Genomic DNA, 26,984 nt, shown 5'->3' on the forward strand with positions numbered 1-26,984 from the left:
ATTAAATGTTAAAAAAACATTCCGGTATGGCGACGATATATTTGATGTTGAATAACCAGCGCAGATACATCTTGATGGGCAAACTCAAGGCCATCAGGAAGAACACAACGAAAATACTGTAACGGACGACACCGACGCGTTGGTAAAGGTCTTTTAAGACCGTTTTGGCCAGGATCGCGGGCAGAAGCCCGAAATACGCGAATAGGGTCAGGAAACCTGGAGCTTCCCTTAACAGGACGTTGGACGGCATCCCCTGTTTAAGGCCGATCATGTAGACCAGTTCCGAAAAATTGATATTATTCAAGGCAACGACCTTGTCATGGTCCCAATATTCGAAGGGCCCGAAGAAATTCCAGTTGGGACCGCGCAAGAACGTACCGGTGAGGATCAAAAACACCCACAGCACCAGCCAGAAAAGCATGAACGTATTGATGGCGAACTTGCGGTCCTGATAGGTGTAATACCCCAGGCCTTTGCGGTTCGTGTCAATATAAGGAACGCACATGAGGCCCAGCACAATGACGGTCGGGAAAACAACACCCGCGATCCAGGGGTCGAAATACACGAGCATTTCCTGCAATCCCAGGAAATACCACGGGGCTTTGGAAGGGTTCGGCGACACCGTCGGGTTGGCCGGCTGTTCCAAGGGTGCTTGCAGGAACATGGCCCATACGGCCAACAAAGCGGACGTGCAGACCAGGGCGATGAACTCGATGTGGACCAAGTCCGGAAAAACCAGGACTTTTTCCCGGCTTTCAGCCCATTCCTTGGGTTTTCCGCCGGCTTTGAGGGCCGCGTCATTTTCCATGGCCTGTTTCATGGCAAACCACAGGAAGAAAACCACCACAAAAATGAGCGCGGCAATGGGCACATTGTCCGGCTTAAGGACGATGAGGCGGAAATTTTCATCGGTCAGGCCGAACGCGAATACCAAAAACAGCAGAGAAAACAGGACCATGCCGCCTTTTTTGGTCCAGAGGCGGTCCACACCCAGGAGATCATGGATCTTTTGGAGAAATTTGAACGGCGGAAAAAGGATCAAGTATCCGATAAGGACGATATTGAATAAATATTTCGGCGCGGCAATGATATTGATAAAATGTTTGATCTCTTCCATCATTATGTCGGTCCTGAAATACCGCCGTCCTTGCGGATGCGCCAGAAATGCACGATCATGAAGATCATGATGATAAACGGCAAACCGATGCAATGCAAAACGTAAAAACGCAGCAACGCGCTTTCCCCCACGAAACGCCCGCCCAGCAAAGCAAAACGCGCGTCGCTGACAGAGGTGACGAAATTGACGTCGCCGATGCTCAATAAAGAAGACCCGGGGCCGCCCATGCCCAAAAACGGTGTGGCGCCGGCCATGTTGGAACCGACGGTGATGGCCCAGATGGCCAGCTGGTCCCACGGCAAAAGATAGCCGGTGAAGCTCATCAGCATGGTCAAAACAAGCAGAATAACGCCGACGACCCAGTTGAATTCCCGCGGCGGCTTGTAGGAACCGGTCATGAACACCCGGAACATGTGCAGCCATACGGTGATGACCATCAGATGCGCGCCCCAGCGGTGGATCTCACGCATGATGCCAAGCGGCACCTGCTGTCCCAGGTCCAGCACATCGCCGTACGCGTATTCGACCGTCGGACGGTAATAAAACATGAGCAGGATGCCGGTGACCGTCAGGACCAGGAAAATGAAAAAGGACAGTCCTCCCATACACCAGGTGTAACGCACCTTGACCGCGTGTTTGGGCAGGCGCACCGGATGCAGGTGCAAAAACACGCTGTTGAGCATGATCATCATGCGCTGGCGGTGTGTTGTCACCGGAACGCCCGTGCGGAAAATGGAACGCCACACCACGGTCTCTTTGATCTTGTCCATCAAGCTTTTTTTATTTGGGTCTGCGGTCATACGGCTATGAATGAATCGGGGTCGGTCCATTCTCCTTTTTCCTGTTGGAATTTTTTGGTCTTGTCCACGATGATCTCCCCTTCGTCGGAAAGCGCGATCTTGAACCTTTCCAAAGGCCGCGGGGCCGGACCTTCGAAATTGATCCCTGTTGTGTAAAACCCGCTGCCGTGGCAGGGGCATTTGAATTTAGTTTCAGAAGGCATCCAGTTGGGGGTACATCCCAAATGGGTGCAAACGGTGGAAAGGGCGTAAATTTTTTCGTCATCGCGCACGATCCAAACACCATACTGGTCTTTGAACTGTTCAGAGACCTGCCCGACTTCGTATTCATCCGGGTATCCGGCGCCAAAGATCTGCACCGGTTCAAAAAGCACGTTGGGAAATAAGAACCGCGTGACCATGGAGCCGTAACCGGCGACCACGGCGGCAAACGCCGACCAGCCGACCACCGACCATTTGATGAAGGAGCGGCGGTCCATGTCGTTACCGGCCGTGCTGAATTTTTGTTCCTCTGCCATTACGATCGACCTTTACGTTCCAAAACCTTACCCGCCAGGGCGCGCACATTCATGTTTTTGTCCGAAGCAAAAAGACCTTTCAAAACAGCGTCAATATCAGGATCATCCCATCCGGCCGTGGCTTCAATAGCGACCGACACGATCCTGGTCTGCTCCTGGGCGTCCACTTGGGGAAAGCCCGCCAGATAATCACGGTCCAGGAGTTTTAACACCATGGGTTTGGCGGAAATATCCCCCATTTTTGCCAGGGCAATGGCCGCGTCCCAGGTGATATTGGGCTGGGGGTCATTGAGCATGGGCCTCAACGCCGGGAGGGATCCCGCGTCCGCTATATTCCCCAACGCAATGACTGTGGCCAAACGGATACGGGGATCGTCATCCTGCAGATACGTCAAAAGATCGCCTGTCGCTGTTTTGCTTTTTAGTATACCAAGCGCCGTAATGATCGCGTATAAATTCTCATCTTTTTCCTCCTTGATATTTTCAAGCAGGACGGGAACAAAACGGCTGTCTCCCGTGCGGGCCATGGCCAGCGCCAGATATTGCCGCACGCGGTCATCATCGTGTTTGGAAGCGGCGAAAACAGACGTCATCCCGTCAAAGAATTTCCGGTCCACGGGGACTTCGCTTTTGTTGACAAGAACGCGGGACAATTCAAACGCGGCCTGCCAGCGCTTGGTCGATCCCCCTTCTTTGATATCCCGCAGATAATCATAAACGCTGTGTTTCTCCATCGTGAGGATGCGCACCGCGGCAAACAACAGGACACTGAAAACCGCGATCAGGAAAGGAACGACGAAGAATGAGTGGACAATAACGCCGAAGATAGATTTCTTATCTTGCTCTTGTGCAGGGACTTGTGGGTCGTACGGCATGGGTGTATCTTATCCTAATTCAGGCTATATCTAGGTCTACAATCGGTTTTAGTCTCGAATTTCCACAAGCGACTCGCCCTGCTTTAATAAGTTTAGAGCGTCCGATAGAGTTTTCTGCAAAATCTTTTTAAGAGATCTATTGGAAGTATTGCCGCAGGTAATCCACAAAATTTGTGGAGGAGGGCCGAGTTCATCAAGTAAAACAAAAAAATCGCTATCCTTGGTCATCACCGTCACATTCTTTGCCCGCGCGGATTCATAAATCTCACGATCGTCCGCATCACGCAGGCCCAATTCGCGCACGGCTTTAGCTTCTATGCCAAAATTCTCTTTGAGCCATGGGGCCATCTGGGGAGAAATCTGAGCATCGATCCAAATCGTCACGGCGCAACCACCGGATGATCAAAGCGTTGGCCGGCAAACTTTAAGCAAGCCTGGACATCTTCCAGTTCCAAATCGGGAAGTTCTTCAAGAACTTCATCTGAGGTTAGGCCATTGGCCAAGAGTTCCAAAACATCGGCAACACGGATCCGCATTCCACGAATGCACGGCCTTCCACCGCATTGGTTTTTATCTACGGTGATCCTTTCTATTAATTTAATCATCTCTCTTAACCTCCTTTACAGCTTAAAATATTTTCTCACTTAATTGATAGTATATCATAAATAGGCTGTCCGGATTTCTATTTTCCATGCAAATATTTTTAGGTGCTGGCAGGAGAACTTGTCGCGGTCAATTCAGAGAATAAGGGCAGGGTTAAAGCTGGTTTGATCTCGAGGATGACGGGCACAAGGCCGTTGATGCGGATATTGTCCAAATTCGTGGAATTCATGTCGGTACCGCCGAAATAATTTAATGTATTACCTGATGACCATTTCGTCCAAAGATATCAGGGCATCATAGATATAAGAATACACGCCACAAAGAATGGGATCGCTGAGGTCAGGCTGATCCAAAGTACTTTTGAATAATTCTTATTTCCAAAAGAAACAGCTGAACAAACAGCAGCTACAGCCAAAATAAAAGGATTAATCAAAACAAGATTATTAAATGTCCCCATAATCATATCTGCATATGGCCCCTTACGAGGAGTATCATTTAACAGGGCGAGCATAAATACAGATCCGATAGCAAGAAGCAAAAGAATCGCATTAAAAAGGATTGCACCAATTGTAAAAATCTTTTTCATGTTTTGTCCGCAGAGTCTCAGTTTGAAATTCTACGAAAATTTTAAACGGGCACCGCTGTGTCAGCGAGAACGAGCACATTGTGGTCTGGGCTGACCTCAAGGATCCCGTCAGAAACAGCCAGCGTGGAAACGCCGGCCGCGGCCTTGATCATGAACTTGCCCGGTTTGAGCGCCGCCACCATGGGTGTGTGGCCGCTATAAACCTCAAAACCGCCTTCAAGCCCGGGTGCGGCCAGAGAATCAACATGACCTTCAAAAGCCTGTCCGGCGGGGGTTATGATGGATAATTTGAAACTCATGTTTAATTCCTAGGCAAATGGGGACATGTACTTGTTACGTGTCCCCATTTGCAAGGGGACACAAATCCCCTTCGGGGCTTTATGTCCCCGTCATTACAAGGTTTTGGCTTTGGCGATCACATCCTCAATAGCGCCGACCATGTAAAAGGCCTGTTCGGGGATGGCGTCGTGCTTTCCTTCCAGGATCTCCTTGAACGAACGGATGGTGTCTTCCAGGGGAACGTATTTGCCCTTGACACCGATGAACTGCTCGGCAACATGGAACGGCTGGGAAAGGAATTTCTGGATCTTGCGCGCCCGTTCAACCGTCAAGCGGTCCTCTTCGGAAAGTTCTTCCATCCCCAGAATGGCGATGATGTCGCGCAACTCCTTGTATTTCTGCAGGATCTCCTGCACGCCGCGCGCCACTTGATAATGCTCCTCCCCCACGATCTCGGGGGTGAGGATCGTGGACGTGGATGTCAAAGGGTCCACCGCGGGATAAATGCCTAATTCCACGATGGAACGGGACAATTCGGTGGTGGTATCCAAATGCGCGAACGTGGCCGCCGGGGCCGGGTCGGTATAATCGTCGGCCGGGACGTAAATGGCCTGGATGGACGTGATGGACCCGTCCTTGGTGGAGGTGATGCGTTCCTGCAATTCCCCCATGTCGGTCCCCAGCGTCGGCTGATACCCGACGGCCGACGGGATGCGGCCCAGGAGCGCGGAAACTTCAGAACCCGCCTGCGTGAAACGAAAAATATTGTCAATGAACAACAGCACGTCCTGGTGCATTTCGTCACGGAAATATTCGGCAACGGTCAAAGCGGAAAGGGCGACACGGGCCCGCGCGCCCGGCGGTTCATTCATCTGCCCGTAGACCAAAGACATTTTGTCCAGGACCCCGGCCTCTTTCATTTCCCGATAAAGCGCGGTCCCTTCGCGGGTGCGTTCCCCCACACCGGCAAATACGGAATAACCGCCGTGCTCCTTGGCGATATTGTGGATCAGTTCCTGGATAATGACGGTTTTCCCGACGCCGGCGCCGCCGAAAAGGCCGGTCTTCCCGCCTTTGCGATAGGGGGCTAAAAGGTCAATGACCTTGATGCCGGTGACCAGGATCGCCATGGACGCGTCCTGTTCTTCTATCGCCGGGGCCAGACGGTGAATGGGCATGCGTTTGACGGCATGGACCGGACCGGCTTCGTCAATGGGTTCGCCCAAAAGGTTCAGGACCCGTCCCAGCGTCCCTTCTCCGACAGGCATGGAAAGGCCTGCCCCGGTATTGATGACGTCCTGGCCGCGCACCATGCCATCGGTATTGTCCAAAGCAATGGTCCGCACGATATTGTCCCCCAAATGCTGGGCCACCTCCAGGGTCAAATTGTCTTGATGGGCATTCAGGACGGCATTGGTGGTTGTGAGGGCCGTGCCGATGGGCGGCAATGCTCCGGCCGGGAAACCGACGTCCACGACCGCGCCCAGGACCTGTGTGACTTTTCCGTTCATAATTGCTCCCCTATGTTATTTTAACGCCTCGGCGCCGGAAATGATCTCAATGAGTTCCGTCGTGATCGCCGCCTGCCGGGCGCGATTGCGCAACAAGGTGTAGCGATCGATCAAGTCCTCGGTGTTCTTGGACGCATGGTCCATGGCGACCATGCGCGCCTCGTGTTCGCCGGCGGCATTTTCCAAAAACGCGTAATAGATCTTGAACTCCAGGTATTTCGGAACGAGCAAAGCGAAGATCTCCTCTTGGGGCGGCTCATACAAATAATCGCCCCGCGCCAAGGGCTTTTGCCCCTCCTGTTTAGAAACAGTCAAAGGCAAAATGCGTTCCACCACCGGTTCCTGCGACAAAGACCCGCGGAAGCGGTTGCAGGCCAAATACACCGCGTCGTATTTGCCCTCCTGAAAAAGTCCGGAGATGTCCGCGGCCACCGTTTGACTGCCAGCCAGGTCGGGTTTGACCGTCAAACCCTCGTAATATTTTTCAACAGGGACCGTTTTGCGCAAAGAGGCCCACCCCCGGCGGCCGCAAAAACTTAAACCGATATGGATATGTTTATAATTGTTGTCCTTAAGCCATGAGCGCACATGACGGATGAGATTATTATTGAACCCTCCGCACAAACCTTTGTCCGATGTGAACAAAACGACCAGGGCCTTGTGCGCCGCCAGCCTGCTTTTCATCAAAGGATGGGCCGTTGTGCCCGCCGACGACGATAACCGGACCATGAGATCTTTGAGGCGTTGGGCATAGGCCTGGGCATTGCTCTGGTTTTTGTAGGCGCGTTTGAACTTGCTGGCCGAGACCATTTTCATGGTCTTGGTCATCTGGCGGGTATTTTTTAAAGACCCGATCTTTTTATTGAATTCCCTGGTGCCGATCATGCGCGAAACGCCTCTTTGGTTTCGGTCAGAACTTTATTCAAACCCGCCTTGATCCCGTCGGTCATGACGAGGGTTTTGTTGAACAATTGGACGAAATCACCGTATTGGGCATCCAACCGGATGTTGAGGAGGTCTTCAAAAGCGTGCACCTGACCGGGCGGCACATCATCCAGATAACCGTTGACGCCGGCATGGATGATCGCCACCTGTTTGACAACGGAAAGCGGGGTATGGATGCCCTGTTTGACGATCTCCATCAATCTCTTGCCGCGGTCCAATTGTTTGCGCGTGGCCGCGTCCAAGTCCGAGGCGAATTGTGAAAAAGCGGCCAATTCCCGGTACTGGGCCAGTTCCAGACGCAAAAGCCCGACCGTCTGTTTCATGGCCTTGACCTGGGCATCGCCGCCGACACGCGAAACCGAAAGTCCCGCATTGACAGCCGGACGCTGGCCCGCGTTGAACAGGTCGCCTTCCAGGAAGATCTGGCCGTCGGTGATCGAAATGACGTTGGTGGGGATGTAGGCGGACACGTCGCCGGCCTGGGTCTCAATGATGGGCAAAGCGGTCAAAGAGCCCGCGCCATTCTTGTCGCTCAATTTCGCGGCGCGTTCCAGCAAACGGCTGTGCAAATAAAAAATGTCGCCCGGATACGCCTCGCGGCCCGGCGGGCGGCGCAAAAGCAGGGACAACTGGCGGTAGGCCTGGGCCTGTTTGGTCAGATCGTCATAAATGATCAGCGCGTGGCGTCCGCTGTCACGGTAATGTTCAGCCATGGCGGTGGCGGAATAAGCCGATAAAAACTGTATGGGCGCGGGGTCGGACGCGGTGGCGGCAATGATCGTCGTGTATTCCATGGCCCCGTATTTGCACAGGGTTTCGTAGACCTGTGCCACCGTTGAACGTTTCTGGCCGATGGCCACGTAAAAACAATAGACCCCCTGACCCTTCTGGTTGATGATCGTATCCACCGCCAGCGTGGTCTTGCCTGTTTTGCGGTCCCCGATGATGAGTTCGCGCTGGCCGCGGCCGATGGGTGTCAGGGCGTCAATGACCTTGATCCCCGTCTGCAGGGGCTCGTGCACGTTCTTGCGGTCGATGATGCCCGGGGCTTTGAGTTCGATCTGGCGCCGGGCTTCGGCCTTGAAAGCGGGTTTGCCGTCGGCCGGATCGCCCAAACCATCCACGATGCGGCCGAGCAAGGCATCCCCGGCCGGGACCGAAGCGATGGTTTTGGTGCGGCGCACCTGGTCGCCTTCTTTAATATGAGAATCTTTGCTGAAAATGGCGACACCGACATTGTCCTCTTCAAGATTAAGGGCGATCCCCCTGATGCCGCCGTCAAATGCCACCAATTCCCCGGCCATGACATTGGCCAGGCCATGGACGCGGGCAATACCGTCGCCGACATTGAGCACGACGCCGACCTCATAGGTGTGCACCTTGGCGGAAAAATCAGCCAGTTCTTTTTTTAATATTGATGTGATCTCATCCGGGTCCAGTTGTCGGCTCATAAGTCCTCTTTAGAAACGCTCATTCAGGTTCAGGGCAAAATCCGTCAGCTGGGTTTGCATGCTGGCGTCAAACAAACGGCCCTGCACCCAGATGCGAAAACCGCCCAGCAAGGCAGGGTTCAAACGAAAATCGGTGATGATGTCTTTGCCGCAAATATCCTTCAATTGGGCTGTCAGGAAATGCCGGTCTTTCTGGCTTAGATCGATCGCGGTCTCGACTTGCCCCTTGGCCTGGCCGTGTTCCTCTAAATAGCGATCTTCAAAGGCCTCAATGATCGCGGGTAAAAGGCCCAGGCGGTCCTTGCTGTTGATAAACTGCACAAAATGATCAACAGCCGCGGGCAAACGGCCCTTGAAAACAGCGCGCAGAATACCGGCCTTTTCTTTGATGGTCAACAAAGGATTGACCGCGAATGTCCTTAATTCTTCGGATGTTTTGATCAGATCCCTAAAACCCGCAAGGGCCTGACGGGCTTCCTGAAGACGGTCTTCATCCTCCAAAGATGCGTAAAAGGCGTCTGAATACCGGCGGGTAACAGCATAAGACACTAGGCGATCTCCTTTAAGGCCTCTTGGACCAGACGGCGGTTCTTGTCATTGTCCATGTTTTCTTTGATGATCTTGGAGGCCAGCGTGACCGCGACCACGGCGCTTTCCCGCCTCAACTGGCCACGCACGCGCTCGCGCTCCCCTTCGGTCTTCTGATGGGCGCTTTCCACGATCTGCCGGGCATTGGCCTTTGCTTTTTGGTCGCTTTGTTTGGTCAGTTCGGCCGCGGACCTGCGGGAGTCCTCAATGATCACCTGGGCTTTTTGCCTGGCTTCGTCCAGGATCCGTGTTTTTTCAACCTGGACTTCCTGCAGCTGGCGTTTGGCCTCATCCGCTTCTTTCAGGGACTTGCGGATATGGTCTTCGCGCTTCTGCAGACCATCCAGGATCGGTTTCCAGGCGAATTTCTTTAAAATGAACAACAGCAGGAAAAATGTCAGCCATGTCAAAAAGACCATTGTGACATCAGGCGTCAGGATGTCGACCTTTACGGCATCATGTTCCATAAATTAGTCCCTCAAAGATCCCTCGCTCTTAGGCTCGGGATGATTCCGACATTACGTCGGAATCATTTATTCAGCGCCATGAAACAGATGACCAAGGCGAACAGGGCCACCCCTTCAACCAATGCCGCGGTCAAAAGCATGAAGGTCTGAATGCGGCTCAATTGTTCCGGCTGGCGGGCAATGGCTTGAATGGCGGAACCGCCGATGATCCCGATCCCGATCCCTGCCCCGACCGCTGCGATCCCCGCGCCGATGGCGGCTAAACCCGGATCTATTGGCATTTTATTTTCCTTTCTTTAATGACCATTAATGTTGCGGACGATAGATCTGCCCGATAAAGATCGCCGAGAGGAACGTAAAAATGTACGCCTGTAAGAACGCGACAAAGATCTCCAGCAAAGACACAAAGAGCGCCATGACGATCGCCGGCAGGGACACGAAGGCTCCCATCATGACCACAAGCCCCAGGATGGAGAGGATCACGATGTGGCCGGCGAACATGTTGGCAAAAAGCCGGATCATGAGCGCGAAGGACTTGATGAGGACGCTCAACATTTCCAGCGGGGTCAGCAGGATGAGCAACGGCGCGGGAACGCCCGGCAAAACAAAAATTTTCATGTAATTGAAGAAACCGTGTTTGGCCATGCCGCCCAAGGTCATGAAAATGAAGATCAGGAATGCCAGAGCGCCGGTCACGTTGACATTGGCTGTGGCTGTTGTCGGGAACAGAGGGACAAGCCCTAAAATATTCAGAAAAAGAATAAAGAAAAAAAGCGTCAAAAACAGCGGGGTCAACCGGCGGCCGTCCTCTTCTCCCAGAAATTCAATGGACAGGTCATCACGGATATGCAGGATAAAGACCTCAAATAAATTGGTCAATCCTGTGGGGACACGGTCATTTTTGCGGTATAAAAAGCAAAACACCCACACCACCAGGCCTGCGCCCAAAAGCAAGACCAACTTTTGTATGGTTAAAAATCCCGGCAAATGGACCGTGGGCAGGAACGGCAAATGCCATTGGTCCGAATCCATGATATGACGCATGATGTACTCATCGATCCGGAATGCTCCTTGTGCCACGGGCAGGCTCATAATGTTTCAATCATAAATCATAACTATAAACAGCGCAAGCAAATATGTGAAGAATCACCGACGTAAAATCTTCCAAAGTTCATAAACGATCAACAGGGTGCCGGCCCCCACGCCGGTCAACGTCCATGTATAACCGGTGCCCAGTTTTTGATCGGCAAAATAGCCGACAAAGAAACAGAACAGGAACTCCCCGGCCATGGTCCAGCCAAAATTAACCATCAAGTGATGTTTCAACGCAATCCGCCAAGGCCCCGATAAAACCCGGATGGCATTCCAGGGCCTTGCTCATGCGGTAATCCGTAAAACCGAATTGTTTTTCCGCCAGTTCTCTATATTCTATATCGATCTCACACAACGTCTCAATATGGTCCGACACAAAAGCGACAGGAACGACAATGACCTTGCGTACGCCTTTGCGGCTCAATTCTTCAAGTGTTCCCGGGGTCGTTGGCTTGATCCATTTGATGGGGCCGACATCGCTTTGGTAGGCAATGGCCCATTGGTGCTTGCGCCCCAATCTTTGGACAAGGCCGGCTACTGTCTGGCTGATGAGAAAGGTATACGGGTCCCCTTCCTGCAGGAAATAGACCGGCGTGCCGTGGGCCGAAAACAAAATATAAAAGTCATCCAGGTTCTCCCCGGGCCGCAGCGTTTCCCGGACGCGGTCCGCAAAGGCCTGGAGATAGCCCTCATACAAATGATACGGCAGGCAGGCCGTGAATTGCAATTCAGGATAGATCTTTTTGGCTGATTCCTTCAAATAAAAAATATTGGACGCGGTCGTGGACCTGGAAAAATGAGGATACAGGCTCAAGAGCAGCGCTTGTTTCTTTTTCTTTTCTTTGATCACGGTGATGGCCTCGTCAGGCAAGGGGTCACTGTAATTGAACGCCAACTGCGTATCCAGACCCCGTCCGCGTTTTCTCAATTCGGCTTTTAGGGCCTCGGTCTGCGCCAGCGAAGATCTCAAAATGGGGCTTCCTCCGCCGATAAGCCCATAACGGTCCTGGACGTGTTTAAGCCGCGAACGGATGAGAAGGTCAGCGAACAGGGATTGGGCAAAGGGAAAACGGATGATCAGGCGGTCGTTGAAAAGCCGCCGCAAGAACGGCTCAACACCGGCGATATCTTTAGGGCCGCCCATATTCATGAGGACGACCACCATGTCCTCGTCACGCAGGCCGGACGGTAAGACAGAAGGTAATTGGAGATTAACGGTCATAGAAAGGGATCAGATCCCTCGCTTTCGCTCGGGATTAATTCGGACTTATGACTTATGTCGCTCTGCTCCATAAGTCATGTCCTCATTAAAAAAATCGGAACTGTTGAGGGTTTTGAGTTTGGCGATCTTGGCGTCAAACTCAAGGATCTTCCGGCGGATGATCCCTTCAACCTCGGCCATGGCCTGGGCGCGTTTTTTCATGCCGGCGTCCACCACCTGGTCCAGATCATCAATGGAGCGCAGGTGCGCTCCGGGGATGTCCGCGACAGCAGGATCAATGTTGCGCGGCATGGAAATGTCAATGAATAAAAGCGGCCTGCCGGGACGCGCGGCCATGACCTTGGCAATTTGTTCCTTGTCCAGAATGTAATGCGGCGCGCCCACGGAGCAAATGCACAGGTCCGTCTCGGAAAGGATATCCTTAATATCAAAAAAAGACGCCGCGGTCCCGTTGTATTGGACAGCCAGGGCCTCGGCTTTCTCGCCCGTGCGGTTCATCAAATACATTTTAGCCAAACCCTTATTGCGCAGATGGGCGAGGGCCATTTCCCCCATTTTTCCGGCGCCGATGACCAGAACAGACCTGCCGGACAAGGACCCCAGCATGCTTTGGGCCATTTCGATCGCGGCCCAACTGACGGAAGAACCGCCATGGCTGATGGCGGTTTCATGGTGCGCTTTTTTGCCCGCGCACACGGCGATATTGGTCAAAATATTAAAATAACGCGACAGGGTGCCTATTTGGCGGGCCCGGTCCACGGCCATTTTGACCTGGCCCAGGATCTGTCTTTCCCCTAAAACCAGGGAATCCAGGCCGCAAGCCACCTTGAAGAGATGTTCACAGGCCCGGCGTGATTCATGGACATAAATATACGGGGTGTGATCAAAGTCCAGGCGGATCTTTTTGACCTTCGCGATCATGCCGATGACAAAGGCGCTGTCAACACAAGCGCTCCCCTTTTTTAAATAGACCTCAACGCGGTTGCAGGTGGAGAGGACAAAACATTCGCTGACCAGGGGGTGGTTCTTGAGCGTTGTTAAAAACAGGTCCTGCTGCTGCGGGTTTAAATAAAATCTCTCACGGATGGGAATGGGCGCTGTTTTGTGGTTCAATCCTATGACGAGCATGATGAGTGGACTATAACAAAAGTTTTACGAACAATCAAATGGTAATGTCCAAATTTCTTAAGGCCTGCCGGTATTCTTCGGGGGTGTTCACATTGTCCAGCCAACGGGGGTTTTGCTGGGTTATGAGATGGGTGTCGGACCCTGCGAGCGTTTTGCGGGGACAACGGGCCCCCTGCTTAAAAATGCTTATAAAATGTTCATACCCTCCGGCTTCCCAAATGGCGCACAACGGCTCCGGCAAACCGTCATGGGTGCTGATAAAGGCCGTGGCGGCCTTGGCAGGATCGCGGTGTTTGATCAGATAGCGCAGGGTCTTTTCATCGGCAAAAGGCAGATCGCAGGCCATGACAAGCCAGGAAACACCGGGATACGCGGTCATGGCGGATAAAATGCCTGTTAAAGGGCCGGCCTCCGCAAATGACGGCATATCCTCAATAAAATTGTCACCCCCGAATGTTTTTATCGGGGGTCCAGAGACCGTATGTTCTGGATTCCCGACAGAAGCATTCGGGAATGACAAACCTTGCTTTGACCGGCCGGAAATAAAAATTTCCGCACAAAACTCTTTCAACAGGTCCCGCACGTATTCCACCTGCGGCTTGCCATGATAGGACATCAGGGCCTTGTCCTGCCCCATCCTTCGGCTACGGCCGCCAGCTAAAATAAGGCCAAAAAGTTTGTTTTTTTCCGTGTTCATATTGAACGAATCCATCGGCATGGCCCAAGGACGTAAAATCCCCGGACCCGCCGAGATCAACCGGAGAACCGTCTTGCACCGGTACAAAACATGTCAGGTCGGTCTTCCAATCCACAGGACCTTTGAGCGCAACATATTTCTGCGGGACCTTAACGCCGCAAGCGCGATCAATATAGGGAATGACATAACGGTACGCGCAGACGAGCGTTGAGACCGGATTTCCCGGAAGCGCGAATACAGGTTTTCCATCCCGCGTTTGACCGAACCAGAACGGTTTGCCAGGTTTTTGCGCCACTTTATGGAAAAGTTTTTTGACCTTCATCCGGCTTAAAACTTTAGGGACATAATCGAACTCCCCCATGGAAACCCCGCCGCTTAAGACAATAACGTCAAAGTCCCTGCAAACAGCGCGCAGGCCTTTCAAGATCTTTTTTGGATCGTCGGGAAAATGGAACATCTTCACCCGGCATAAACCCGTTTGTTCCAACGCGGCCCGTAAGGCATAAGAATTAGAAAGCCGCGTTTGATAAAATGCCAGTGGTTTTCCGATATCCACCAGTTCATCCCCTGTCGCGATCACGGCGACACGAGGACGCCCAACGACCTTGACCCTTGTTCTGCCGACCGATGCCGCGATCCCGATATGCACCGGCAAAAGCCGTGTCCCTTTTTTAAGGACGATATCCCCTTGGCGGACGTCTGCCGCGCGCGGACGGATGTTCCACCCCGGCTTTGCGGCAACGCCCTGTTTCAGCACGGCCTTGCCTTGCCGAAACATGACCTTTTCAACAGGAATGACGCAATCATATCCTTTGGGCACGACAGCGCCGGTCATGATGCGCACGCAATGGTCTTTGTGTTTGACGGTCAGCGGTTTGTCACCGGCCGCGGCGATGCCGTCTATGGAGAAAACTTTTGCGGCCGCCCGCGAAGAAACGGCAATGCCGTCCATGAGGGCCTTGTCAAAAGGCGGCTGGTCGCGGTCCGAATGGATATCTTCACGCAGGATCCGTCCGTCGGATTCTTTTAAAGGACAAAATTCGGATGGGAAATGTTGAATATACTTAAGGATGATCTTTTGCGCGGCGTTGACAGTGATCATCATTTCCACTTGAACGCATGCACCGCTTCAACCACGGCCTTGAGTTTAAGAGGGTCGGTATCGGGCAGGACGCCATGGTTTAAGTTGAAAACATATTTGCGGTGATGTTTTTTAGCCGCTGTCAGCAAACGTTTGACCTCGGCCAAAAGAACTTTTTCAGGCGCGTAAAGCATGGTATTGAGCAAATTGCCCTGGATACCTTTGGAGGTCTTTATTTGACCAATATCAACGGTTTCGCAGACCGACAGCATGTCTGCCCCGCTTTTGTCCATGAGGTCAAAAAGGTGGGCGCAATTCTTCAGAAAATAGATCGAGGGCAATTCAACGGACTTAAAAATTCTCTGCACGTACGGCAAAACAAATTCCTCATATTCCGGATCACGCAATGACCCGGCCCATGTGTCAAATAACTGGAACGCCTTGATGCCCGCCTTCTGCTGTTGTTTCAAATAAGCGATGGTGTTGGTTGTTAAGAGTTCCATCATTTGATGGAAGGTTTTGGGGTCTTCGAACATCATGCGCTGGTGTTTGGGGCAAAGGTAGGTCAGGACCGTATACGGAGAACCTGCGAAACCAATGAGCGAAATGGACTCCGGCAAAACAGCGTTGATCAGTTGTATGGTGCGGCTGACATGCTCCAGGCCGCTGAATTTTCCCAGACGACGCAGGTCAGAACTATGGCGGACAGGGTTTTTAATGACCGGCCCCTTGCCGTCGATAAAATCAATGTCAAAACCCATACCGGAGGGCATGGTCATGATGTCGGCGAACAGGATCGCGGCGTCCACCTGCAGGATCTCCAGCGGCTGTAACGTGATGGCTCCGGCCAGTTCCGGGTTGCGGAATAATTCGCGCAAAGGACAATTGGCCTTCAGGGCCTGGTATTGCGGCAAATAACGGCCGGCCTGGCGCATGAACCACACCGGCACCCGGGTGTTCGTGCCCTTAAAAGCCAGCAGGAATTGATCCTGATCAGACAGTGCGCGAGAAACGTTTGTGCCCATTTTTTTGCCTCAAATACCAGTCAAACCCCATGCAAACATTGCGGATGAACAATTTGCCGAGATCCGTTACCATCAGACGGACATTATCCTCTTGAATAAGGCCGTCCTCAACACATTCTTTGATATGTTCGGCCTCGTCGGAGAAATAATCCCCGAACCTGTGAGCGAACACCTTAAAAAACTCATTTTTATCAATGACGAAGCGGCACATCAACGCATTGATGACCCATTGGCGGATGCGGTCATCCTTGGTCAAGACCTTGCCGCGTTCAATGGGCAAATGACCGGCCGCGATCTTCGCGTAATAATCAGGCAGGACCTTCACATTCTGCACATAGGTATTTTCCAAAAACCCGATGGCTGAAACGCCGAAACCCAAAAATTCGTCAGCGGGCTTTAAAGTATATCCCATGAAATTACGATAAAGCTGCCCATCATGGAACGCCTTGGCCATATCATCCGTCTGCAGGGCAAAATGGTCCATGGCAATGGCCTGATACCCGGCCGCGGACAATTTATCGCGTGATTGGGTGAAGATATCCAATTTCTCATCCTGCTGGGCAATGGCATCCAGATTGAATTTGTTCTGCGGTTTGGAAAGCCACGGCACGTAGGCAAAACTGTATAGGGCGATGCGGTCAGGCCTCAAACCGATGACCTGACCAACGGTCTTGCCGAACGTTTCCCTTGTTTGATACGGCAAACCGTAAATGAGATCAAAATTCACCGACTTAAAACCGAATTCACGGCACCAGCGGTTGACCTCGCTGACCTGTTCAAAGGGCTGGACGCGGTTGATGTCGTCCTGGACTTTCGCGTCAAAATCCTGCACGCCCATGGATACGCGGTTAAAGCCGAGATCTTTTAAAAGTTTTAATTTGTCCCTGTTGACGGTGCGCGGGTCGGTCTCAATGGCGATCTCCCCGTCAAGGTCCACATCAAAGGTGTCCGTGATCTTTGCGAATAAACGCCGGCATTGGTCCTCGCTCAAATATGTCGGGGTCCCTCCGCCCCAATGCAGTTGGCGCACGGTCTTTTTGCGGCCGATCAAGGCCGCGACCATGTCTATTTCTTTAAAAAGATGGTCCAGATATTCATTCCCGATCTTTTCTTCCCGGGCACGGATGACTTTGTTGCAGGCGCAAAAATAACACAATTGCTCGCAAAACGGGATATGGATATACAAAGACAGGGTCTTATCGTTCTGACCCAGCGCTTTTAATTTCCCGGCATACACCGCGGCGTCAATGGACGACGACCATTCCGGCGCCGTCGGATAACTGGTGTACCTGGGGCCGGCCACGTCGTATTTGAGGATGGTTTGCTTGTCAATGGTCAAAGACATAGGACGTGTTAGGTGCCGGATTAAACGTCGGCGGCTGGAGATTTCAATTGGTTCAAATTTCTTCGATTAAATTGAGCGCTGTCCCCCATTTTCGAACTAAATGTTAGATACTTTGCTAATTTTAATCTGAAGTTTTTCTGCCCACATGAGAGCTCCAATACCAGGAGCCAGAGTTATTACCATAACAAGCCAATTTATGATGTTTAACGGACTTAATAGCTCTTGTACTCCAGAAAAACCGCTTTTCATCCAAACGCCGATAATGCCCATAAATATCAAAATGCCAGCTAATGTGAGCCAAACATAGCCGAAGCATTGCAGTACCTTTATCCAAATTTTCACGCTTTCTCTCCCATTGATTTTTTCTCAGAAAAGAGTGTTTGTGCTTATTTCTTCTCGGGCGTGTAACCACCCCACAAACTGGCCATCATCAATTTTCCGGAATTCCCTGTCTGATCTCCACTTTCAAACCTTACCTCCCCCATCCAGTCATCAGTGACTTGACCAGGCATAAATTTCTGAAGTTCTTTTATCATAGAATCAATAATATTGATGGCTTTCTCCGCGTGCTCTTCCGTTAGCTCAAACGGATTCTTGGGAATACGCGTACTCGGCCAGACATCTCCCCTGAGAACGTTCACCCATGGAATTTCATTTCCGTTTTCTAACGTGATGGTTGAATTTTTTTCAAATTTAGCTGGGACAAACTGGTCTGCTTTGGGATGCGCAAACCAATTTCGAATTTTAACAAGCTCGTCAAACCATTGAAAAGGAATGCACGATTCATCAAACGTAACATCCCCATTGAGCCGACAGGTAAGTGGCGCTAGTAGCCATTTTTCACACGGTCCGATTTTCCTCTCAAGCTTTTCGTATGAGCCCGGAATATAAAAATCATCAAACACGCGGTTAATTAAAGCCTCTGCGGCAAAAACTGAAGATATGATTGAATGCCGTGCAAATAGACTTTTCAGCTTACTTGATTCCTTTGAGGCCATTAAAGCCAACGCTCGCGCATCATTTCTAAACAAATAAACGAAATTCAGTTCAACTTGATCTTTAGACATGTTTTATTGGAGTCACGGAATTTTTTATACGGCAGTTGGACTGTTTCAAGACCTTTAAGTATAGGCAAAACAGTAATTATACGTCCGTTATCGATCCATTTCAATTTGCTACGGAGAGCAATACAATATCTCCGACGGATCTCTGCCGGAATTGTTATTCTTCCATCCGCGTTAACCTTACTGATCATAGAGATTTGCCGGCCTTATTTGCTACAAATCGTTAAATTCCTCGACATTCAAATTCGCTTGTCGAATAAGACTTTTTAATAATCCAATACCAAGTTCTTTGTGTTGGGGAACGGACAACGTGTAGGGATAATCCGGCTTGACCAGCATCACGTGCGAACCGGCCTGGCGATCAACTGTCCAGCCGGCCCGCTTAAGCTTCTTTACTACTTCGGCGCCTGAACATAACCGCAGGCGATGACTCACACCAAGACCTCAACTTTTCTGACATGGCGGTGTCTCGTCTTGTCGTTCATCACAGCCAACCAACCGGAAATGGCTTCTTTGATGTTTACTTTTGCTTCAGCGATCGTTTTGCCTTGAGAAACGCATCCAGGCAAAGCAGGCACTTCAGCGAAATAATAACCTGTATCGTCTTGTTCAATAACAGCTAACAGTTTCATATGTTTTTACCTCCACGGTAAGTATAGCACATCCGGGCTGTCTAAAACGAAGAAAAATCAATCTTGTCGGGTGGCCTGGCGATGGTATTTGTTGAGGCGGGCGATGTGTTCAACGCTGATCTCTTTGGGGCAGGCGGCTTCGCATTGATAGGCGTTGGAACAATTCCCGAAGCCCTCGGCATCCATCTGTTTGACCATGTTCAAGGCGCGTCGGTCTTTTTCCACTTCGCCCTGGGGCAAAATATTCAAATGCACAACCTTGGCAGCCACGAAGAGCATGGCCGAGGCATTGGGACAAGCGGCAACGCAGGCCCCGCAACCGATGCACTCGGCGGTATCCATGGCCGTATCAGCTTTGTCCTTGGGCACAGCAACAGCGTTGGTATCGCAGGCCTGCCCGGTCTTGACGGAAATAAACCCGCCGGCCTGCATGACACGGTCAAACGCCGAACGGTCCACAGCCAGGTCTTTGAGAACGGGAAAGCCGCCGGCACGCCACGGCTCGATGACCAGGGTCTGCCCATCTTTAAAATGACGCATATGCAATTGGCATAAAGTCGTACCTTTTAACGGCCCATGAGGACGGCCGTTGATCACGGCCCCGCAAGCACCGCAGATACCCTCGCGGCAGTCATGGTCAAAGGCAATGGGTTCCCGGCCTTCCTTGGTCAAACGCTCATTGACCACGTCCAACATTTCCAAAAAAGACATGGCCGTGTCAATGCCCTCGGCCTTATAGGTCTCAAAACGGCCCTGGGACTGCGCGTTCTTCTGCCGCCAGACCTTTAATGTGAGATTGATTATTTTATTCATATATTCCTAAATAAGGGCGATTCATGAATCGCCCCTACGTACAGGCGTATGGCCATACGCCCCTACTTGTACGATCTCTGCGCCAAATGCGCTTCCTCAAATTTCAATTCTTCCTTATGCAGGGTGGGGGTTTGGCCAACACCGTTGAACTGCCATGCCGCGACATAAGAAAATTGGTCATCCCGGCGCAGGGCCTCCCCTTCGGGGGTCTGGTATTCTTCACGGAAATGTCCGCCGCATGATTCTTCGCGCTGCAAAGCATCGGTGACCAAAAGTTCAGCGAATTCCAAAAAGTCCGCTACCCGCCCGGCGCGCTCCAGCGCCTGATTAAGGTCTTCGCCGGAACCAAGGACGTTCACATTTCTCCAAAACTCCTCACGGATCTTTGGGATCTGCGTCAGGGCTTCTTTAAGCCCGGCCGCATTGCGGGCCATGCCGCATTTATTCCAGAGCAAATGGCCCAGCTGACGGTGAAAATCATCCACCGTGCGCTTGCCTTTGATGGACAGTAATTTCTTAACACGTTCATGAATGTCCTGTTCGGCGTTCTTGAATTCAGGATGGTTAACGGTGTCTTTCACTCCGGGTTTGACGTGGGCCAGATAATCACTGACGGTATAGGGTGCTACAAAATATCCGTCCGCCAGACCCTGCATCAGGGCGCTCGCCCCCAGACGGTTGGCCCCGTGGTCGGAAAAGTTCGCTTCCCCCAGGACAAAAAGACCGGGCACATTGCTCATCAAATTATAATCCACCCATAACCCGCCCATGGCGTAATGCATCGCCGGATAGATCATCATCGGAACCTTATAGGGGTCTTGGCCGGTGATCTTTTCATACATATCAAAAAGATTACTGTAACGTTCCTTGATCACATCCTTGCCCAGACGGCCGATGGACTCGGCAAAATCCAGATACACAGCCATACCGGTGTCCCCCACCCCTCGGCCCGCGTCGCATTGTTCTTTGGCATTGCGCGAAGCGATGTCGCGCGGCACGAGATTGCCGAAATTTGGGTATTTCCGTTCCAAAAAATAATCGCGTTCGTTTTCAGGAATATCTTTCGGTTTGCGTTCATCCTTAGGTGTCTTGGGTACCCACACCCGGCCGTCATTGCGCAAGCCCTCGCTCATGAGCGTTAATTTGGACTGGTAATCGCCATGCACGGGAATGCACGTCGGATGAATTTGCGTAAAACACGGATTGGCGAACAAGGCTCCTTTTTTATGCGCGCGCCAGGCGGCCGTGACATTGCAGCCCTTGGCATTGGTGGACAGATAAAAAACATTGCCGTAACCGCCGGTGGCCAAAACAACGGCATCAGCGGCGTGGGATTCAATGGCTCCTGTGATCAAATGACGGGTAACAATACCGCGGGCAACGCCATCAATGATCACCAGATCCAGCATTTCCGTACGTGGATAAAGCGTGACGGTTTTCTTGCCCGCTTCTTTCATGAGCGCTTGATAAGCGCCTAACAGCAATTGCTGGCCGGTTTGTCCCCGGGCATAAAAAGTACGGGACACCTGGGCCCCGCCGAAAGAACGGTTGTCCAGATACCCGCCGTATTCACGGGCAAAAGGAACGCCCTGGGCCACGCATTGGTCAATGATGTTATTGCTGACCTGCGCCAAACGGTAAACATTGGCTTCGCGGGAGCGGAAATCCCCGCCTTTGATGGTATCGTAAAACAAACGGCGCACGCTGTCCCCGTCATTGGGATAATTTTTGGCCGCGTTGATGCCTCCCTGCGCCGCGATGCTGTGCGCCCGGCGGGGGCTGTCCTGAAAACAAAAGGCGTCCACCTGATAGCCCATCTCGCCCAGGGACGCGGCCGCGGAAGCGCCGGCCAAACCTGTGCCCACGACAATGACACGGTATTTGCGGCGATTGGACGGATTGACCAGTTTAAGGTTGAATTTGTGGTCATCCCATTTGTCCTTCAAAGGACCGGAGGGAACTTTAGGGTCTAACATAGGGTCCTGTCAAAATAAAATAAACATAAACCGGGATGGAACTGTAACCGGCGGCAACGGCCATAGCGAAATATCCGCTGAAACATTTGATCCCCCGGGCCCAGCGCGCGTGGTTGAACCCCAGCGTCTGGATAAAACTTTCAACGCCATGCGCCAGATGTAGCCCTAAGAAACACATGGCCATGATATACAAAAGCCCGTGCAAAGGATCGGCAAACGCATTGACCACTACCCCGTAAAGGCCGTAACTATGGCCATTAATGAAACTGAACGGACCCTGCTGGTCAATGAATGTAAAATCCAATAAATGCCAGATCACATAAAAAAAGAGATAGGCCCCGCTGTACGGCATGAGCCGCTGTGACCAGGACAATGGCGGGCTATCCACCTGATAACGCTTGGACCCGCGCGCTTTGATATTCTCAAGGACCAAAAAATATGTGACAAACACATGGATCAAAAACGCCGCCAATAAACCACCCCGCATTATCCAAAGTACAGGTCCGAGCCCTTTTAATTTTTTGGCATAGCCGTTGAACGCGTCCGGCCCGCCGTAAATGAACAAATTACCGACCAGATGCATGATGATAAAAATCACCAGCACCAAGCCGGTCACGGCCACGATCTGTTTTTTAGTAATGGATGAATTCCATTGAAAACACATCATGAGTTTTACCAGACAGGTTTGCGGTAGACGCCCGTCAACTGGGCCTGGGCGAGGATGTGCCCGCGGATGGCTTTTTCCAGGTCTTTCATGGTGGCACCTTCATTGACATCCGTCATGATCTCATCCAGGGCGTAAACGCGGAAAATATAATGATGTTCTTTTTCATTGACCGGACATGGGCCGCGATAATTGTATTTACCAAAATCATTGAACAGTTCCCTGCCCGGCACTGTATTCTCCGGGATGGATCTTGTGTCGGGTTTGATATTATAAACCACCCAATGCACCCATACCCCTTCCGGCGCGTCAGGGTCATGCAGGGTCAAGGCAATGCTTTTGGTCTTTAACGGAATATTCTTCAATTCCAAAGGCGGGTTGGTGTCCGAACCGTGGCAGGTGAATTTGACCGGAAATCCCCCGTTGTCCGTGAACGCGGGGCTGACAATCGCGAATTTCAACTTTTCATCCGCGTGGACAAACAACGGAAAAATAAGACAGATCGCAAACATCAACGCGCTGGACCCCCGACTAAAGCATTCGGGGGTGACAGTTCTAAGTTTCATCATATTTTTCTTTCAATGAAGCAATGACGCTGATGTCGGCGAGGGTGGTGATGTCGCCCATCACGCGGCCTTCGGCCACGTCCTTCAATAAGCGCCGCATGATCTTGCCGCTGCGGGTCTTGGGCACATCCGCCGTAAAAATGATCTGTTTGGGCCGCGCAATGCCCCCGATCTTCTGCACGACATGGTTTTTTAAGACCTCCTGGGCCTCCACCGACGGTTGATGGACTTCCTTTAAGATGACAAACGCCACAATGGCCTGGCCTTTTAAGTCATCCTTGACCCCGACCACCGCGGCCTCGGCGACCATCGGGTGGTCCACCAGAGCACTCTCCACTTCCGCTGTCGCGATATTATGCCCGGCCACCAGCATGATATCATCCACCCGTCCCAAAAACCAGAAATACCCGTCCTTGTCGCGCTTGGTCCCGTCACCGGCGAAATAGGACCTGCCCTGCCATTTGTCCCAATAGGTCTGCTGATAACGCCCGGGGTCGCCCCAAATGCCGCGCAGCATGGACGGCCACGGGCTCGTAATGCTTAAGAATCCGCCGCCCTCGGGGATGATATCGCCGTCTTCATTCAGGATCTCGGCCTCAATGCCCGGCAAAGGCCTGCCCGCGCAACCGGGTTTCATGATGTTCAAGCCCGGCAGGGTCGTGATCATGATGCTTCCGGTCTCGGTCTGCCACCAGGTGTCCACGATGGGGCATTTGCCGCGGCCGATCTGTTCGTAATACCAGATCCAGGCCTCGGGGTTAATGGGCTCGCCGACACTTCCCAGCAAACGCAAAGACGACAGGTCACAGCCCCTGGGCCATTCAACGCCCCATTTCATAAAGGCGCGGATGGCGGTCGGCGCCGTATACAAGATCGTCACCTTATATTTTTCAATGATCTTCCAGAACCGGTCGCGTTTGGGAAAGTCCGGCGCGCCTTCGTAAATGATCTGGGTGGCGGCATTGGCCATGGGGCCGTACACAATATAACTATGCCCGGTCACCCACCCGACATCCGCGGTGCACCAGAAAACATCATTGGGCTTAAGGTCAAACACCCAGCGCGTCGTATTGCATACGCCGGTCATGTATCCGCCGGTGGTGTGGATGATGCCTTTGGGCTTGCCCGTTGTCCCGGACGTATAAAGGATGAACAGGATGTCCTCGCTGTCCATGGGTTCCGGCGCGCAATACGCTGAAACATCGCGGACCACGTCATGATACCAATGGTCGCGTCCCTCTTTCATGGGAACGTCCTGCTTGGTACGGGCGACCACGATCACATCCTGGATGCCGGGTGTTTGCGTCAAAGCCATGTCCGCGGTGGTTTTCAGATCAACCACGCTTCCCCGGCGATAACCGCCGTCGGCGGTGATCAATAATCTGGCCTGGGCATCATTGATGCGGTCACGCAAAGCATCCGCGCTGAAACCCCCAAAGACCACGGTATGCACGGCGCCGATGCGGCTGCAGGCCAGCATGGTAAAAACAACCTCGGGGACCATCGGCAAATAAACGGCCACGCGGTCACCCTTTTTGATCCCTAAGGCCTTCATCGCGTTGGCGAGTTTATTGACCTCAAGATAAACATTCTCATAGGTCAGGACACGCTCATCGCCGTTTTCCCCTTCCCATAAGAACGCGGTCTTTTTGCCCAGATTGGCCTTGATGTGCCGGTCAAGACAGTTATAACTGGCGTTGAGTTTTCCGCCGACGAACCATTGCGCGAACGGTTTTTCCCAGATGAGCGGTTTGTCCCATTTTTTGAACCACTCCAGGCGCAAAGCGCATTGTTCCCAAAAAGCGACGCGGTCGGCCGCGGCTTGCCGGTCGAGAGCGTCGGTTTTTACGTTGGCGTGGACCTTAAAGACCTGGGGAGATTCAAAAACGCGGGTTTCCTGCAAAAGGTCGTCAACTTCGGTCTTAAATTGCTCCATAGAATTATTCTTTTTCTTCAACGGATGTGATAACGCCGCAGCCGATACGATCGCCGGCATTACCCGTGGGCTGGCTGAAATCATCTTCCTTGGCGTGCACGATCATGGATTTCCCGACAATGAGGTATTTGCCTTCCATCAAAGAAACACCGGGCAGGAATACCTTCAGGATCCCCTTGCCTTTGGCGTTGGCCTCGATATTGCCCATGTCCCCGGGATGGGCATGCTCGATCCCGTCCTTGGCCATGTCACCATGCACAACATGATCAGGATTAAAATGGCCGCCCGCGGCCTTGCCGGAATCCGCGCAGCTGCCTTTCTCATGGATATGAAAACCATGCTTACCAGGCGGCAAATTGTTCACCACCGCTTCGATATTCACTCCGCCATTGCGTTCACTCAATAAAACCTCTCCAGAAACATTGGACCCTGACGTCGTGCCTGCGATAACGGCCGTGGCCGTGGCAGCCCAGGATGAAGATGCACAAAATAATATTACCGATAAAAACAATAGAATTTTATGATTGATATAATCCCCCTACGCCAATTCGATACCCACCGGACAATGGTCGGACCCTAAAACATCCTTTAATATAAACGCCTTTTTTAAGGCGGGTAACACATTTTTGGTGACAAAAAAATAATCAATGCGCCAGCCGACGTCGCGGGCCCGGGCCCCGGTGTAATAATCCCACCACGTATAATGTCCCGGCTCCTTGTTAAAATGACGGAACGTATCCACATACCCGCAGGCAATGAACTTGCTGACCCATTCGCGCTCTTCGGGCAAGAACCCCGTATTTTTGGCGTTCTCCTTGGGCCGGGCCAGGTCGATCGCGGTATGCGCGGTGTTGACATCCCCGGTGATGATGATCTTCCGGCCGCGCTTACGCAGGGCTTCGGCTTTCTTTAAGAACGCATCGTAGAAACGCATCTTAAAAGGCACGCGCTTATTGCCGGCCCCGCCGTTAGGATAATAAATATTAAAAAGAACAAAATCCCCGTAATCCGCGATCAGCGTGCGGCCTTCGCTGTCAAACTCTTTGACCCCAAACCCCTGCACAACACTTTGGGGCTGTTTCTTGCTGTAGATCGCGACACCGCTGTACCCTTTTTTTGCGGCAGACGACCAGAAAGAACAATATCCATCGGGCTTAATGAATTTTTCCGTCAATTGTTCAGGATGGGCCTTGGTTTCCTGCAAACACAAAATATCCGGCGACTCCCCGGCCATCCATTCAAAAAACCTTTTTTTTTCGATCGCGCGGATGCCGTTGACGTTCCAGGAGATCAGGCGCATGTTACCCCTGCTTTTTGATCTGCGGCGGCGCGATGATCCCTGCGGAAACAACCATCTTCAGTGATTCTTCCACACTCCAGCCCGGGTCCATGGTCTGCGACGGTTTAACGAAAAAAATAAAACCTGTGGTGGGATTGGGAGCCGTGGGGACAAATATTTTTAAAAGGTCTTCCCCTGTGTTTTCATCTTTAACGCTCCCCGTCACGAACGCCGGCGTCCATACTCCGCCGGGCGTGCAGTTGACCAGAACGGCTTTTTTAAAGGCCTGTTTGTCCTCGGTTACCGACAAACTTTCGGACAATTGTTTGCCGACCTGATAGATCGCTTTGATGACAGGAATGCGTTCGCTAATGCTGCTGATCAAATGAAAAATCTGTTTGCCGACAACATTGCTGACAATGAGGCCGATCAAATACAGGCAGACCAAAACCAGCAGGATCCCGAGGCCGGGGATCTGGCGCACATGGATGAACTGCTCCAGAAAACCCATGACACGTTTGTCGATCAAGAAATATAAAAGCCGTATGGCAATGATCGACAGGACTAACGGGATGATGGCCAGAAGGCCGCGGAAGATGTACGTGCGCACGTGGGAAAAAAAATGTTTCATATAAGGAAATTATATTAACATTAAAAGCAGTAGGAAAGTAAGAAATTTTTTGTATAATTATGGAGCCATGGACCGTAAACCATTTGCTCCCAA

The 26,984-nt window shown here is 51.9% G+C and carries 35 protein-coding genes; all 35 read right to left on the reverse strand.

Annotated features, from left to right (window positions below; genetic code table 11):
- Position 1 precedes the first annotated feature (1 nt).
- Positions 2 to 1,120, reverse strand: a complete 1,119-nt coding sequence (locus tag Q7K71_02185; protein MDO8674912.1) for a hypothetical protein — start codon at positions 1,118 to 1,120, stop codon at positions 2 to 4.
- On the reverse strand, positions 1,120 to 1,917 hold the full coding sequence (locus Q7K71_02190) for a cytochrome b N-terminal domain-containing protein (protein MDO8674913.1): 798 nt from the start codon (positions 1,915 to 1,917) through the stop codon (positions 1,120 to 1,122). Before Q7K71_02190 ends, Q7K71_02185 begins: the two co-directional genes overlap by 1 nt.
- A complete protein-coding gene (locus Q7K71_02195; GenBank protein MDO8674914.1) occupies positions 1,914 to 2,435 on the reverse strand; it encodes a ubiquinol-cytochrome c reductase iron-sulfur subunit in 522 nt (173 codons plus the stop codon). Before Q7K71_02195 ends, Q7K71_02190 begins: the two co-directional genes overlap by 4 nt.
- Positions 2,435 to 3,310, reverse strand: a complete 876-nt coding sequence (locus Q7K71_02200) for a HEAT repeat domain-containing protein (GenBank protein MDO8674915.1) — start codon at positions 3,308 to 3,310, stop codon at positions 2,435 to 2,437. The genes Q7K71_02195 and Q7K71_02200 overlap by 1 nt, the downstream gene beginning before the upstream one ends.
- A gap of 48 nt (positions 3,311 to 3,358) precedes the next feature.
- The gene (locus Q7K71_02205) at positions 3,359 to 3,694 is read right to left on the reverse strand and encodes a DUF5615 family PIN-like protein (GenBank protein ID MDO8674916.1); all 336 of its coding nucleotides are present in this window, start codon (positions 3,692 to 3,694) and stop codon (positions 3,359 to 3,361) included.
- A complete protein-coding gene (locus tag Q7K71_02210; protein MDO8674917.1) occupies positions 3,691 to 3,915 on the reverse strand; it encodes a DUF433 domain-containing protein in 225 nt (74 codons plus the stop codon). The genes Q7K71_02205 and Q7K71_02210 overlap by 4 nt, the downstream gene beginning before the upstream one ends.
- A 98-nt stretch (positions 3,916 to 4,013) precedes the next feature.
- Positions 4,014 to 4,142, reverse strand: a complete 129-nt coding sequence (locus tag Q7K71_02215) for a hypothetical protein (protein ID MDO8674918.1) — start codon at positions 4,140 to 4,142, stop codon at positions 4,014 to 4,016.
- A 57-nt stretch (positions 4,143 to 4,199) separates the two neighbouring features.
- Positions 4,200 to 4,499: a hypothetical protein gene (locus Q7K71_02220; GenBank protein ID MDO8674919.1), complete on the reverse strand. Its 300-nt coding sequence runs from the start codon at positions 4,497 to 4,499 to the stop codon at positions 4,200 to 4,202.
- Positions 4,500 to 4,540: 41 nt separating this feature from the next.
- The gene (atpC, locus tag Q7K71_02225; protein MDO8674920.1) at positions 4,541 to 4,798 is read right to left on the reverse strand and encodes an ATP synthase F1 subunit epsilon; all 258 of its coding nucleotides are present in this window, start codon (positions 4,796 to 4,798) and stop codon (positions 4,541 to 4,543) included.
- Positions 4,799 to 4,891: 93 nt separating this feature from the next.
- On the reverse strand, positions 4,892 to 6,289 hold the full coding sequence (atpD, locus tag Q7K71_02230; protein ID MDO8674921.1) for a F0F1 ATP synthase subunit beta: 1,398 nt from the start codon (positions 6,287 to 6,289) through the stop codon (positions 4,892 to 4,894).
- Between the two features lie 15 nt (positions 6,290 to 6,304).
- Complete coding sequence (gene atpG, locus Q7K71_02235) at positions 6,305 to 7,174, reverse strand: ATP synthase F1 subunit gamma (protein ID MDO8674922.1); 870 nt, start codon at positions 7,172 to 7,174, stop codon at positions 6,305 to 6,307.
- Entirely contained in the window at positions 7,171 to 8,685 is a 1,515-nt protein-coding gene (atpA, locus tag Q7K71_02240; protein MDO8674923.1) for a F0F1 ATP synthase subunit alpha, read from the reverse strand. The genes atpG and atpA overlap by 4 nt, the downstream gene beginning before the upstream one ends.
- 9 nt (positions 8,686 to 8,694) lie before the next feature.
- Entirely contained in the window at positions 8,695 to 9,234 is a 540-nt protein-coding gene (gene atpH / locus Q7K71_02245) for an ATP synthase F1 subunit delta (GenBank protein ID MDO8674924.1), read from the reverse strand.
- Positions 9,234 to 9,740 (reverse strand): F0F1 ATP synthase subunit B, encoded by a 507-nt coding sequence (atpF, locus tag Q7K71_02250; protein ID MDO8674925.1) that lies wholly within the window; start codon positions 9,738 to 9,740, stop codon positions 9,234 to 9,236. The genes atpH and atpF overlap by 1 nt, the downstream gene beginning before the upstream one ends.
- 62 nt (positions 9,741 to 9,802) lie before the next feature.
- Positions 9,803 to 10,021, reverse strand: a complete 219-nt coding sequence (atpE, locus tag Q7K71_02255) for an ATP synthase F0 subunit C (GenBank protein MDO8674926.1) — start codon at positions 10,019 to 10,021, stop codon at positions 9,803 to 9,805.
- A 25-nt stretch (positions 10,022 to 10,046) separates the two neighbouring features.
- Positions 10,047 to 10,832, reverse strand: coding sequence for a F0F1 ATP synthase subunit A (atpB, locus tag Q7K71_02260; GenBank protein ID MDO8674927.1), 786 nt, complete (start codon positions 10,830 to 10,832; stop codon positions 10,047 to 10,049).
- 54 nt (positions 10,833 to 10,886) lie between these two features.
- Positions 10,887 to 11,051 carry an AtpZ/AtpI family protein gene (locus Q7K71_02265; GenBank protein ID MDO8674928.1) on the reverse strand — a complete coding sequence of 55 codons (165 nt, stop codon included), beginning with the start codon at positions 11,049 to 11,051 and terminating at the stop codon, positions 10,887 to 10,889.
- Complete coding sequence (hemH, locus tag Q7K71_02270; protein MDO8674929.1) at positions 11,044 to 12,054, reverse strand: ferrochelatase; 1,011 nt, start codon at positions 12,052 to 12,054, stop codon at positions 11,044 to 11,046. The genes Q7K71_02265 and hemH overlap by 8 nt, the downstream gene beginning before the upstream one ends.
- Positions 12,055 to 12,099: 45 nt before the next feature.
- Positions 12,100 to 13,182 carry a glutamyl-tRNA reductase gene (hemA, locus tag Q7K71_02275; protein ID MDO8674930.1) on the reverse strand — a complete coding sequence of 361 codons (1,083 nt, stop codon included), beginning with the start codon at positions 13,180 to 13,182 and terminating at the stop codon, positions 12,100 to 12,102.
- 34 nt (positions 13,183 to 13,216) lie between these two features.
- Positions 13,217 to 13,879, reverse strand: a complete 663-nt coding sequence (locus Q7K71_02280) for an NTP transferase domain-containing protein (GenBank protein MDO8674931.1) — start codon at positions 13,877 to 13,879, stop codon at positions 13,217 to 13,219.
- Positions 13,827 to 14,984, reverse strand: a complete 1,158-nt coding sequence (locus Q7K71_02285) for a molybdopterin molybdotransferase MoeA (GenBank protein ID MDO8674932.1) — start codon at positions 14,982 to 14,984, stop codon at positions 13,827 to 13,829. The genes Q7K71_02280 and Q7K71_02285 overlap by 53 nt, the downstream gene beginning before the upstream one ends.
- Complete coding sequence (gene hemE / locus Q7K71_02290; protein ID MDO8674933.1) at positions 14,981 to 15,985, reverse strand: uroporphyrinogen decarboxylase; 1,005 nt, start codon at positions 15,983 to 15,985, stop codon at positions 14,981 to 14,983. The genes Q7K71_02285 and hemE overlap by 4 nt, the downstream gene beginning before the upstream one ends.
- Entirely contained in the window at positions 15,954 to 17,330 is a 1,377-nt protein-coding gene (hemN, locus tag Q7K71_02295; GenBank protein MDO8674934.1) for an oxygen-independent coproporphyrinogen III oxidase, read from the reverse strand. Before hemN ends, hemE begins: the two co-directional genes overlap by 32 nt.
- A gap of 96 nt (positions 17,331 to 17,426) precedes the next feature.
- Positions 17,427 to 17,672, reverse strand: a complete 246-nt coding sequence (locus Q7K71_02300) for a hypothetical protein (protein MDO8674935.1) — start codon at positions 17,670 to 17,672, stop codon at positions 17,427 to 17,429.
- Positions 17,673 to 17,716: 44 nt separating this feature from the next.
- A complete protein-coding gene (locus tag Q7K71_02305) occupies positions 17,717 to 18,397 on the reverse strand; it encodes a hypothetical protein (protein MDO8674936.1) in 681 nt (226 codons plus the stop codon).
- 210 nt (positions 18,398 to 18,607) lie between these two features.
- A complete protein-coding gene (locus tag Q7K71_02310) occupies positions 18,608 to 18,829 on the reverse strand; it encodes a type II toxin-antitoxin system HicA family toxin (protein ID MDO8674937.1) in 222 nt (73 codons plus the stop codon).
- On the reverse strand, positions 18,826 to 19,026 hold the full coding sequence (locus tag Q7K71_02315; GenBank protein ID MDO8674938.1) for a type II toxin-antitoxin system HicB family antitoxin: 201 nt from the start codon (positions 19,024 to 19,026) through the stop codon (positions 18,826 to 18,828). The genes Q7K71_02310 and Q7K71_02315 overlap by 4 nt, the downstream gene beginning before the upstream one ends.
- Before the next feature lie 57 nt (positions 19,027 to 19,083).
- Complete coding sequence (locus Q7K71_02320) at positions 19,084 to 19,839, reverse strand: succinate dehydrogenase/fumarate reductase iron-sulfur subunit (GenBank protein MDO8674939.1); 756 nt, start codon at positions 19,837 to 19,839, stop codon at positions 19,084 to 19,086.
- A 62-nt stretch (positions 19,840 to 19,901) separates the two neighbouring features.
- Positions 19,902 to 21,815 carry a fumarate reductase/succinate dehydrogenase flavoprotein subunit gene (locus Q7K71_02325; protein MDO8674940.1) on the reverse strand — a complete coding sequence of 638 codons (1,914 nt, stop codon included), beginning with the start codon at positions 21,813 to 21,815 and terminating at the stop codon, positions 19,902 to 19,904.
- Positions 21,802 to 22,482, reverse strand: a complete 681-nt coding sequence (locus tag Q7K71_02330; GenBank protein MDO8674941.1) for a succinate dehydrogenase cytochrome b subunit — start codon at positions 22,480 to 22,482, stop codon at positions 21,802 to 21,804. The genes Q7K71_02325 and Q7K71_02330 overlap by 14 nt, the downstream gene beginning before the upstream one ends.
- Before the next feature lie 5 nt (positions 22,483 to 22,487).
- Entirely contained in the window at positions 22,488 to 23,048 is a 561-nt protein-coding gene (locus Q7K71_02335) for a YbhB/YbcL family Raf kinase inhibitor-like protein (protein MDO8674942.1), read from the reverse strand.
- A complete protein-coding gene (acs, locus tag Q7K71_02340) occupies positions 23,035 to 24,981 on the reverse strand; it encodes an acetate--CoA ligase (protein ID MDO8674943.1) in 1,947 nt (648 codons plus the stop codon). The genes Q7K71_02335 and acs overlap by 14 nt, the downstream gene beginning before the upstream one ends.
- A gap of 4 nt (positions 24,982 to 24,985) precedes the next feature.
- A complete protein-coding gene (locus Q7K71_02345; protein MDO8674944.1) occupies positions 24,986 to 25,492 on the reverse strand; it encodes a superoxide dismutase family protein in 507 nt (168 codons plus the stop codon).
- 27 nt (positions 25,493 to 25,519) lie between these two features.
- Positions 25,520 to 26,281 (reverse strand): exodeoxyribonuclease III, encoded by a 762-nt coding sequence (locus Q7K71_02350; GenBank protein ID MDO8674945.1) that lies wholly within the window; start codon positions 26,279 to 26,281, stop codon positions 25,520 to 25,522.
- Position 26,282: 1 nt separating this feature from the next.
- Positions 26,283 to 26,891 (reverse strand): DUF502 domain-containing protein, encoded by a 609-nt coding sequence (locus Q7K71_02355; protein MDO8674946.1) that lies wholly within the window; start codon positions 26,889 to 26,891, stop codon positions 26,283 to 26,285.
- Positions 26,892 to 26,984: the final 93 nt, after the last annotated feature.

It is taken from the genome of Candidatus Omnitrophota bacterium, assembly GCA_030650275.1.
In the GTDB taxonomy this organism is placed as follows: domain Bacteria; phylum Omnitrophota; class Gorgyraeia; order Zapsychrales; family Fredricksoniimonadaceae; genus JACPXN01.

Coding starts and splice junctions, on each gene's coding strand:
- Q7K71_02265 (MDO8674928.1), bottom strand. CDS start 11,051: ATGGTTAATTTTGGCTGGACCATGGCCGGGGAGTTCCTGTTCTGTTTC.
- Q7K71_02220 (MDO8674919.1), bottom strand. CDS start 4,499: ATGAAAAAGATTTTTACAATTGGTGCAATCCTTTTTAATGCGATTCTT.
- atpF (MDO8674925.1), bottom strand. CDS start 9,740: ATGGAACATGATGCCGTAAAGGTCGACATCCTGACGCCTGATGTCACA.
- Q7K71_02285 (MDO8674932.1), bottom strand. CDS start 14,984: ATGATGATCACTGTCAACGCCGCGCAAAAGATCATCCTTAAGTATATT.
- atpG (MDO8674922.1), bottom strand. CDS start 7,174: ATGATCGGCACCAGGGAATTCAATAAAAAGATCGGGTCTTTAAAAAAT.
- acs (MDO8674943.1), bottom strand. CDS start 24,981: ATGGAGCAATTTAAGACCGAAGTTGACGACCTTTTGCAGGAAACCCGC.
- atpA (MDO8674923.1), bottom strand. CDS start 8,685: ATGAGCCGACAACTGGACCCGGATGAGATCACATCAATATTAAAAAAA.
- Q7K71_02315 (MDO8674938.1), bottom strand. CDS start 19,026: ATGAAACTGTTAGCTGTTATTGAACAAGACGATACAGGTTATTATTTC.
- Q7K71_02215 (MDO8674918.1), bottom strand. CDS start 4,142: ATGAATTCCACGAATTTGGACAATATCCGCATCAACGGCCTTGTGCCC.
- hemH (MDO8674929.1), bottom strand. CDS start 12,054: ATGACCGTTAATCTCCAATTACCTTCTGTCTTACCGTCCGGCCTGCGT.
- atpB (MDO8674927.1), bottom strand. CDS start 10,832: ATGAGCCTGCCCGTGGCACAAGGAGCATTCCGGATCGATGAGTACATC.
- atpD (MDO8674921.1), bottom strand. CDS start 6,289: ATGAACGGAAAAGTCACACAGGTCCTGGGCGCGGTCGTGGACGTCGGT.
- Q7K71_02325 (MDO8674940.1), bottom strand. CDS start 21,815: ATGTTAGACCCTAAAGTTCCCTCCGGTCCTTTGAAGGACAAATGGGAT.
- Q7K71_02200 (MDO8674915.1), bottom strand. CDS start 3,310: ATGCCGTACGACCCACAAGTCCCTGCACAAGAGCAAGATAAGAAATCT.
- Q7K71_02190 (MDO8674913.1), bottom strand. CDS start 1,917: ATGACCGCAGACCCAAATAAAAAAAGCTTGATGGACAAGATCAAAGAG.
- Q7K71_02350 (MDO8674945.1), bottom strand. CDS start 26,281: ATGCGCCTGATCTCCTGGAACGTCAACGGCATCCGCGCGATCGAAAAA.
- hemN (MDO8674934.1), bottom strand. CDS start 17,330: ATGTCTTTGACCATTGACAAGCAAACCATCCTCAAATACGACGTGGCC.
- Q7K71_02320 (MDO8674939.1), bottom strand. CDS start 19,839: ATGAATAAAATAATCAATCTCACATTAAAGGTCTGGCGGCAGAAGAAC.
- Q7K71_02335 (MDO8674942.1), bottom strand. CDS start 23,048: ATGATGAAACTTAGAACTGTCACCCCCGAATGCTTTAGTCGGGGGTCC.
- atpC (MDO8674920.1), bottom strand. CDS start 4,798: ATGAGTTTCAAATTATCCATCATAACCCCCGCCGGACAGGCTTTTGAA.
- Q7K71_02330 (MDO8674941.1), bottom strand. CDS start 22,482: ATGATGTGTTTTCAATGGAATTCATCCATTACTAAAAAACAGATCGTG.
- Q7K71_02305 (MDO8674936.1), bottom strand. CDS start 18,397: ATGTCTAAAGATCAAGTTGAACTGAATTTCGTTTATTTGTTTAGAAAT.
- atpE (MDO8674926.1), bottom strand. CDS start 10,021: ATGCCAATAGATCCGGGTTTAGCCGCCATCGGCGCGGGGATCGCAGCG.
- Q7K71_02210 (MDO8674917.1), bottom strand. CDS start 3,915: ATGATTAAATTAATAGAAAGGATCACCGTAGATAAAAACCAATGCGGT.
- Q7K71_02355 (MDO8674946.1), bottom strand. CDS start 26,891: ATGAAACATTTTTTTTCCCACGTGCGCACGTACATCTTCCGCGGCCTT.
- hemE (MDO8674933.1), bottom strand. CDS start 15,985: ATGGGCACAAACGTTTCTCGCGCACTGTCTGATCAGGATCAATTCCTG.
- hemA (MDO8674930.1), bottom strand. CDS start 13,182: ATGCTCGTCATAGGATTGAACCACAAAACAGCGCCCATTCCCATCCGT.
- Q7K71_02195 (MDO8674914.1), bottom strand. CDS start 2,435: ATGGCAGAGGAACAAAAATTCAGCACGGCCGGTAACGACATGGACCGC.
- Q7K71_02185 (MDO8674912.1), bottom strand. CDS start 1,120: ATGATGGAAGAGATCAAACATTTTATCAATATCATTGCCGCGCCGAAA.
- Q7K71_02280 (MDO8674931.1), bottom strand. CDS start 13,879: ATGAACACGGAAAAAAACAAACTTTTTGGCCTTATTTTAGCTGGCGGC.